8 protein-coding genes are annotated in these 6,460 nt (G+C 68.9%); 2 read left to right on the forward strand and 6 right to left on the reverse strand.

Annotated features, from left to right (window positions below; translation table 11 throughout):
- Nucleotides 1-118 precede the first annotated feature (118 nt).
- Nucleotides 119-1,702: a PKD domain-containing protein gene (locus tag FL311_RS01470; protein ID WP_141323001.1), complete on the forward strand. Its 1,584-nt coding sequence runs from the start codon at nt 119-121 to the stop codon at nt 1,700-1,702.
- A gap of 396 nt (nt 1,703-2,098) precedes the next feature.
- Here FL311_RS01470 and FL311_RS01475 read toward each other — a convergent pair whose 3' ends face one another.
- From FL311_RS01475 to FL311_RS01500, 6 genes are read right to left on the reverse strand one after another with little or no spacing between them, the layout of a single operon-like run.
- A complete protein-coding gene (locus FL311_RS01475; RefSeq protein ID WP_141323002.1) occupies nt 2,099-3,424 on the reverse strand; it encodes a thioredoxin family protein in 1,326 nt (441 codons plus the stop codon).
- 27 nt (nt 3,425-3,451) lie between these two features.
- Nucleotides 3,452-4,033: a DUF1801 domain-containing protein gene (locus FL311_RS01480; protein WP_141323003.1), complete on the reverse strand. Its 582-nt coding sequence runs from the start codon at nt 4,031-4,033 to the stop codon at nt 3,452-3,454.
- Between the two features lie 49 nt (nt 4,034-4,082).
- Nucleotides 4,083-4,592 carry a DUF1801 domain-containing protein gene (locus FL311_RS01485; RefSeq protein WP_324289062.1) on the reverse strand — a complete coding sequence of 170 codons (510 nt, stop codon included), beginning with the start codon at nt 4,590-4,592 and terminating at the stop codon, nt 4,083-4,085.
- Entirely contained in the window at nt 4,589-5,002 is a 414-nt protein-coding gene (locus FL311_RS01490) for a DoxX family protein (protein ID WP_141323004.1), read from the reverse strand. Before FL311_RS01490 ends, FL311_RS01485 begins: the two co-directional genes overlap by 4 nt.
- A gap of 2 nt (nt 5,003-5,004) precedes the next feature.
- Nucleotides 5,005-5,571, reverse strand: a complete 567-nt coding sequence (locus FL311_RS01495; RefSeq protein ID WP_141323005.1) for an SRPBCC family protein — start codon at nt 5,569-5,571, stop codon at nt 5,005-5,007.
- Nucleotides 5,568-5,900, reverse strand: a complete 333-nt coding sequence (locus FL311_RS01500; RefSeq protein ID WP_046711976.1) for a helix-turn-helix transcriptional regulator — start codon at nt 5,898-5,900, stop codon at nt 5,568-5,570. The genes FL311_RS01495 and FL311_RS01500 overlap by 4 nt, the downstream gene beginning before the upstream one ends.
- Before the next feature lie 126 nt (nt 5,901-6,026).
- Here FL311_RS01500 and FL311_RS01505 point away from each other — a divergent pair.
- Nucleotides 6,027-6,460 (forward strand): helix-turn-helix transcriptional regulator (locus tag FL311_RS01505; RefSeq protein WP_141323006.1); only part of this gene is annotated, 434 nt, incomplete at its 3' end.

Consider the following 6,460-nt stretch of genomic DNA (forward strand, 5'->3'; position numbering starts at 1 on the left):
AGGGCCTTGTCGTCTAGGCTGGCGCCCGGTGCACGTGCGGAGCGGCGTGAGCGCAATGACTCGCGCCCTCCACCGCGCATCACCGTTCGCTGTGTCATTTCCCGCCGAGGAGCGTTCCATGCCGGAATCGACTGTCGCCAGCAGATTGCTGTCCACCCTCGCCATGCTGTGGCTTGCCCTCAACGCCCCCGCCGCCCAGGCCCACTCGGCTGTCTATGGTGGAGGACCTTTCTACTCCGGGGGCACCGCGGTGATGGATGACCTGCGCGCGTCGGGGTTCACCACGGTGATTCTGTGGAGCTTCCACATCGAGGACAACGGGGACCTCGTCTACAACGACATCCCCGTGGTCCGGAATGGCGCGTACATCGGCGACGCGGCGTGGCCCACGCGGCTGGCCACGCTCAAGCGGGCGCCCACGTCGGTCAATCGCATCGAGGTGTCCATCGGCGCCTGGAGCGTCCCGGACTTCGAGCGCATGGCGAGGCTGGTCAACGGCACCGCCGCCGGCTGCGGCACCACGCTGGTCTGCGGCACCGGGAGCAACAGCATCCTGTACCGCAACTTCCAGGTGCTGAAGACCATCACCGGCGCGGACGCGGTGAACTTCGACGACGAGAGCGCGTATGACCTCGCTCCGACGACGACCTTCGGGCAGATGCTGATCGGCCTGGGCTACAAGATCGCCTTCGTGCCGTACACGCAGCAGACATTCTGGCGCAACCTCCGGAACAACCTGGGGAGCGCGGTGGACCGCATCTATCTCCAGGTCTACGACGGCGGCGCGGGCAACAACCCGGCGAGCTGGAACACGGCCATGGGGATGACGGTGTCCCCGGGCCTGTGGTCGCGGCACGGCACCAACTGCGCGTCGGGTGACAGCCCGGCTTCGGTGCAGACCAAGATGACCCAATGGAAGGCCAATGCCGGCATCCCGGGCGGCTTCATGTGGCTGTATGACGACATCCAGCGGTGCTCGGCGCAAGGGACGAGCGCGCAGTACGCGGCGGCCATCAACACCGCGGTCAGCGGCAACACGCCTCCGGTGGCGAACTTCGGCGTCACCCTCAGCGGGCTCACGGCGACGTTCAGCGACGCGTCCACGGACGCCGATGGCAGCATCGTCTCGCGCAGCTGGAGCTTCGGCGACGGCACCACGTCCACGGCGACGAACCCCGCGCGCACGTATGCGAGTGGCGGCAACTACAACGTCACGCTGACGGTCACGGACAACGGTGGGGCGAGCCACAGCAGGACCCAGACGGTCTCCGTGGGCACGGGCTTCATCAACCTGGCGCTGAACAAGCCCACCAGCAGCACCACGCCCTGCAACAGCAACGAGACGGCGGCCAAGGCCGTCAACGGGAGTGTCTCGGGTGGAACCACCGACAAGTTCTGCTCACTGACGTCACCGGCGTGGATGGATGTCGACCTGGGCTCGGCCCAGACGGTCAGCAGCTTCACCGTGAAGCACGCGGGGGCAGGCGGTGAGACGGCGACCTGGAACACCCAGGCGTTCACCATCCAGACTTCGACCAATGGGACGACGTGGAACACCGTCGTCACGGTGAGCGCCAACACCGCCAACGTCTCCACCCACCCCATCACCGCCACGTCCGCGCGCTACATCCGGCTCCATGTGACGCTGCCCACCCAGGACTTCTCGCCGGCGGCACGCATCTACGAGTTCGAGGTCCGCTGAGTTCCAGGCATCCGCGCCGACCCGCGAGCATGTCTCGGGTCGGCGTGGGCGTCCCTCGTCAGGGCGCTGTTCAGAAGTGCGTGTGACTCGCCCCTACAAACATCACCAGCGTCCGTGGCCCTACGTCTCGAGAAGACGGCCATGACATGCCGGCACACCCTGCATCGACGTGGCGCGCCCGGACCGGCGGCGCACGGGGGCGACTTCCTTGCGTCGAGCGCGGACACAAAAGGCCGCGACGGGCGCTCACATCCATACACGTCGTGCCCCATGGGAGCGCCCGCGGACAAAGGGGCGCTCCTTGCCAACCTCGAGCGTCGACACGGAAGGCCGCGACAGCCGGCCTCATCGATACAAGCCATGCCGAGCTGGAACGCCTCGCGAGTGCGCGGGGCACTACTTCCCGGCGTCGAGCGCGGACAGCGCGGCCTTCACCGCGTCCACCGCGTACTGGGAGAACTCCCGCTGCATCCTGGGCAGCCGCTCCGCTTCCGCGAGCGCCGTCTCCAGGTCCTCGCGCGCCTCGTCCTTGCGGCCAGCCCGCTCCAGCGTCCGCGCCCGGCTCAGCCATACCGCCAGCCGTCGCCCTCCCTGCGCCCGCTTCAGCGCGCGGTCCGTCGCGGCGAGCGCCTCGTCGTAGCGACCGAGCTCCCGGAGGTTCGCGGCCACCCGCGCGCTGGCGGAGAAGTCGTCGGGCAGCTCGCGCTCCGTCTGGACGAAGAGCGCGAGGGTGTCCGCCAGGTGCCCGCTCGACTCCGCGGCGCTGTAGAGCGGAGGGTCCCACGCCGCCCGCCCCCGCGCCGTGGTCTCCTCGGCGCGATACGCGAGCACCTTCGCGTAGTACTCCTCGGACAGCTTCCGGGCCCCTTCCTTGTCGCCGCGCTCCTCGAGCAGGTCCGCCATGGAGCCGTAGAGCCACGTCTGCCCCTTCGCGTCGCGCTCGCGCAGCTGCTCGAAGGCCTTCTCGAAGTAGACCTCCAGCGCCTTCATGGCCGGCGCGGCCCAGGGCTTGGGCTCGTCCGCGTACCTCGCGCAGGCGTAGGCGGTGCTCGCCGCGCCCGCCCTGCGCGCTTCGTCGAGACTCGGGACCTCTTTCACCGCGTACTCCGCGCACGCCTGGAAGGCCTCGGCGTTCCACAGCGCGTTGAGCGCGGACTCCACGGCCCTCGCACGACGGCTCCACTGCTTGGAGCCTTTCGCCACCGCCTCCTGGTACTTGCGCGCCGCCAGTTCGTGCTCCCGCCTGGCATGGGCGCGGTCTCCTTCGAGCAGCAGCAATTCCGGCCCCGACACCTGGGCACTCAATGCGCGCCGGGCATCGTCGAGCAACGCCAGCACGTCCTCCAGCCCGGCGCCGCCCATCCAGCGCAGCGCGGGCGTCTCCGTCTCGGAGTCGAGCACCAGCAGCGTGGGCAGGTTGTCCACCGGGAAGCGCTCGAGAAGCGGCTCGTTGATGGGGTCATCCACATCCACCGCGAGCAGGACGTAGTCCTTCGACTTCTCGATGAAGCCGGGCGCGGCGAAGACCTGCGCCTCCATGGTCCGGCACGGCGGACACCACACCGCGCCGAAGTCGATGAAGAGCGGCTTGCGCGCGGCCCGGGCCTGGGCGAGCGCCGCGGCGTAGTCGTTCTGGATGAACGCCGCGTGCTCGGGGGGACGTGCTTTCGTGGTGGCACAACCCACGAGGACCATGAGGCAGACGGGGAGGAGCCGCTTCATGGGAGGCGACTCTACCACCGCGACAGCTCACATCCGTTCGCCGGGGAGCTGGCTGGCCTGCTTCACCCAGGACACGAAGCGGGCCTCGTCGAGCGCGTCGTCCTCGCGGATGTCGAGGTAGCGGGTGTCCTGGCTCTTCGACTCGCCCGGAGGCATGGGCTTCAGCGCCGTGCCCCGGAAGAAGGCCACCTTGATGTACTTCGCGAAGCAGTGGATGCCGAGGAACATCCCCTGGCCCTCGATGCCATACATCGGCGAGTTCCACTTCACCGCCTTGGACACTCCCGGGACGGCGCGAGAGATGAGCGCGTCGAGTCGCGCGCCGACCTCCCGCTTCCAGCCCGGCATGGCCGCGATGTAGGCCTGGATGGGGGCCTCCCCGTACCCCTTCGCGATCTGCGGATTGCCTCCGGAGAGGAGGACTGGCGCCTTGGCCGGTGCCGAGGTCGCCTTGCGCTCCGTGGCCTTCTTCGCCGCTGGCTTCTTCGCCGTGGTCTTCTTCTCGGCGGTCTTCTTGGCCTGGGGCTTCTTCGCCGTGGCCTTCTTCGCCGTGGCCTTCTTCGCAGTGGCCTTCTTCGCCGCGGCCTTCGCGGCCGTCTTGCCAACCATGTCGCGCACTCCTGGATGACGGGGGTGGGGCGCCATCACGCCCCGAACCCTATCGCTTCTTCGCCTTCGCACCGCTCGGCTTCGCGGCCTTCTTCACGGCGCTCTGCTTCCGCGCCGCCGGGGCCTTCTTCGCCGCCACCGCCTTCTTCGCCACCGGCGTGGCCTTCTTCTTCGGCGCACTGTTCAGGGCCGCGGCCGCCTTCACCAGCGCCTTGAACGCACTCGCGTCGACCTTCTCCCCCTCACGGATGTCGATGGCCCGGCGCGCGTTGCCCTCCAGGCTGGAGTTGAAGATGCCCGTCGGGTCGGGGACGCGGGCGCCCTTGATGAAGGTGAGCTTCGCGACCTTCGTGTACGCCTCCCCCGTCGTGACAATCCCATTGTGGGACCACACCGGCGTGCCCCACTTCCACTCCTCGGTCATCTCCGGGACGGCCTCCAGGATCAGCTTCCGCATCCGGGCCAGGGCCTCTCCCCGCCAGTCCCCCAGGTCGAGGATGCGCTGGTCGATGAGCCTCGACGCGGCCTCCCCGCTCGCCTGCCCCTCCCCCTTCTTCACGAGTGACCTCCGGCCAGCACCGGCGCCGCGGCCGGAACCGGAGCCACCTGCAGGCGACGCCAGAAGAAGTACGACAGCCCCCAGAGCACGCTGGTCCCCACCACCCAACCCCACGCCTCGGGGCCGTCCCCCACCGCGCGGTGTGCGATGAACGCGGAGGCCAGGTTGATGGCGAACCCCGCGTAGGCCCACTCCTTCAGCCGCGCCGGCACGGGCGCGAGCAGCAGCACCACCCCGAGGAACTTCGCCCACGACAGCTCCTCCCGGAAGTAGTCGGGGAAGCCCAGGTGGGTGAACGCCGCCGCCACCTGCGGCAGGCTCAGCTGCGCGTAGGCGGTGAAGCCGATCTGCAAGCAGAACAGCGCGGTGACAACCCAGAAGCCGATGGTGATTCTCTTCGAGCGCGTCATCTTCAGTTCCTCGGGGAAGAAGTGTGTCCAGGGGTCACGACGCCGAACTGCTCGGCGTACTCGGCATGCAGCCGCTGCCAGCCCTCGAACCGCATCGCCTCCGGGCCGACCAGGCGCCCCAGCGGCTCGCCCGCCAGGAGTCCATCCAACACGTCGAAGCAGATGTGCCAGCCCGCCGCGCCCATCGCGATGAAGCCCTGGTGGATGTTGTGCCAGAGCGTCAGCCGCGTGCCGCCGCTCTCGCGCGGCTCCAGCTCCCAGCGGACATCGTTCCCGCCCCAGCTGTACTCGAGCAGCTTCGGCGCCTCGGCCCGCTTCACCTGCGTCTCGGCGACGAGCGGCTTGGGCGCGCCCACCGTGGTGAGCATCGCGGAGCCCACCGCGCCCAGGTTCCGGTCCGAGTCGAACGGCGCCCACTCCCGCAGCTGCTCGGGGTCCGTGAGCGCCTCCCAGACCTTCACGGGCGGGTGGCGCAGGTCACGCACGAGGACGAGCGTCCAGCGCTCCGCGTCCTTCTTGATGTGGGCCCCGGCCGCGCGGCCGGGGGTGTACTTCGCACGGTGAGTCATCGCTTCTTTCCTTTGCTGGAGGTCTGCTCCATCCGGTCCAGATGGCGCTCGAGCGCGTCGACATGGGCCGTCCAGAAGCGACGGAAGGGCGCAAGCCACTCGTCGACCTCCATGAGCGGCTCGGGCCGCAGCCGGTAGACACGTCGCTGGGCCTCGACCCGGGACTCCACGAAGCCCGCCTCGCGCAGCACCCGCAGGTGCTTGGACACCGAGGGCTGGGACATCCGCAGCTCCCGCTCGATTTCGCCGACGGAGCACTCCGACGCGGCCAGCAGGCTGAGGATGCTCCTCCGGTTGGGCTCCGCGATGATTCCGAACGAGGATTCCATGCCGCATATATACCCATGGATTCATATAACCGTCAAGGCATGTACTGGAAATATGACAGGACCTTGTCAGGACATCGGGGGGTTTTGGCTTCGGGATGCCCGGCTCGCGACGTAGCCTCCGGCGCCATGGCCACCCCAGATGACCTGGCGTGCGAGCTCGCGGAGCTCGCGCGGCTGCGGCGCGCCCGAGACCTGATGGACCGGGAGTTCGACAGTCCCCTCACGGTGGAGTCGGTGGCCCGGGCGGCCGCCATGTCCCCCGCCCACTTCTCGCGCCGCTTCCGGAAGGAATACGGCGAGAGCCCCTACGGCTACCTGATGACCCGCCGCATCGAGCGCGCCATGGCGCTCCTGCGGCGCGGGGACCAGAGCGTCACCGACGTGTGCATGGCGGTGGGCTGCTCTTCCCTGGGTTCGTTCAGCGCGAGCTTCACCCGACTGGTGGGCATGCCGCCGTCCGACTACCGCGCGAAGCAGCACACCGAGGACCAGGTGCTGCCCGCCTGCATCCAGAAGGAGCGGACGCGCCCCCGCCGAGCAGGATTCGAGAAGCACCCTCC

This window comes from Myxococcus sp. AB025B (genome assembly GCF_006518215.1).
Classification (GTDB): Bacteria; Myxococcota; Myxococcia; order Myxococcales; family Myxococcaceae; genus Myxococcus; species Myxococcus fulvus.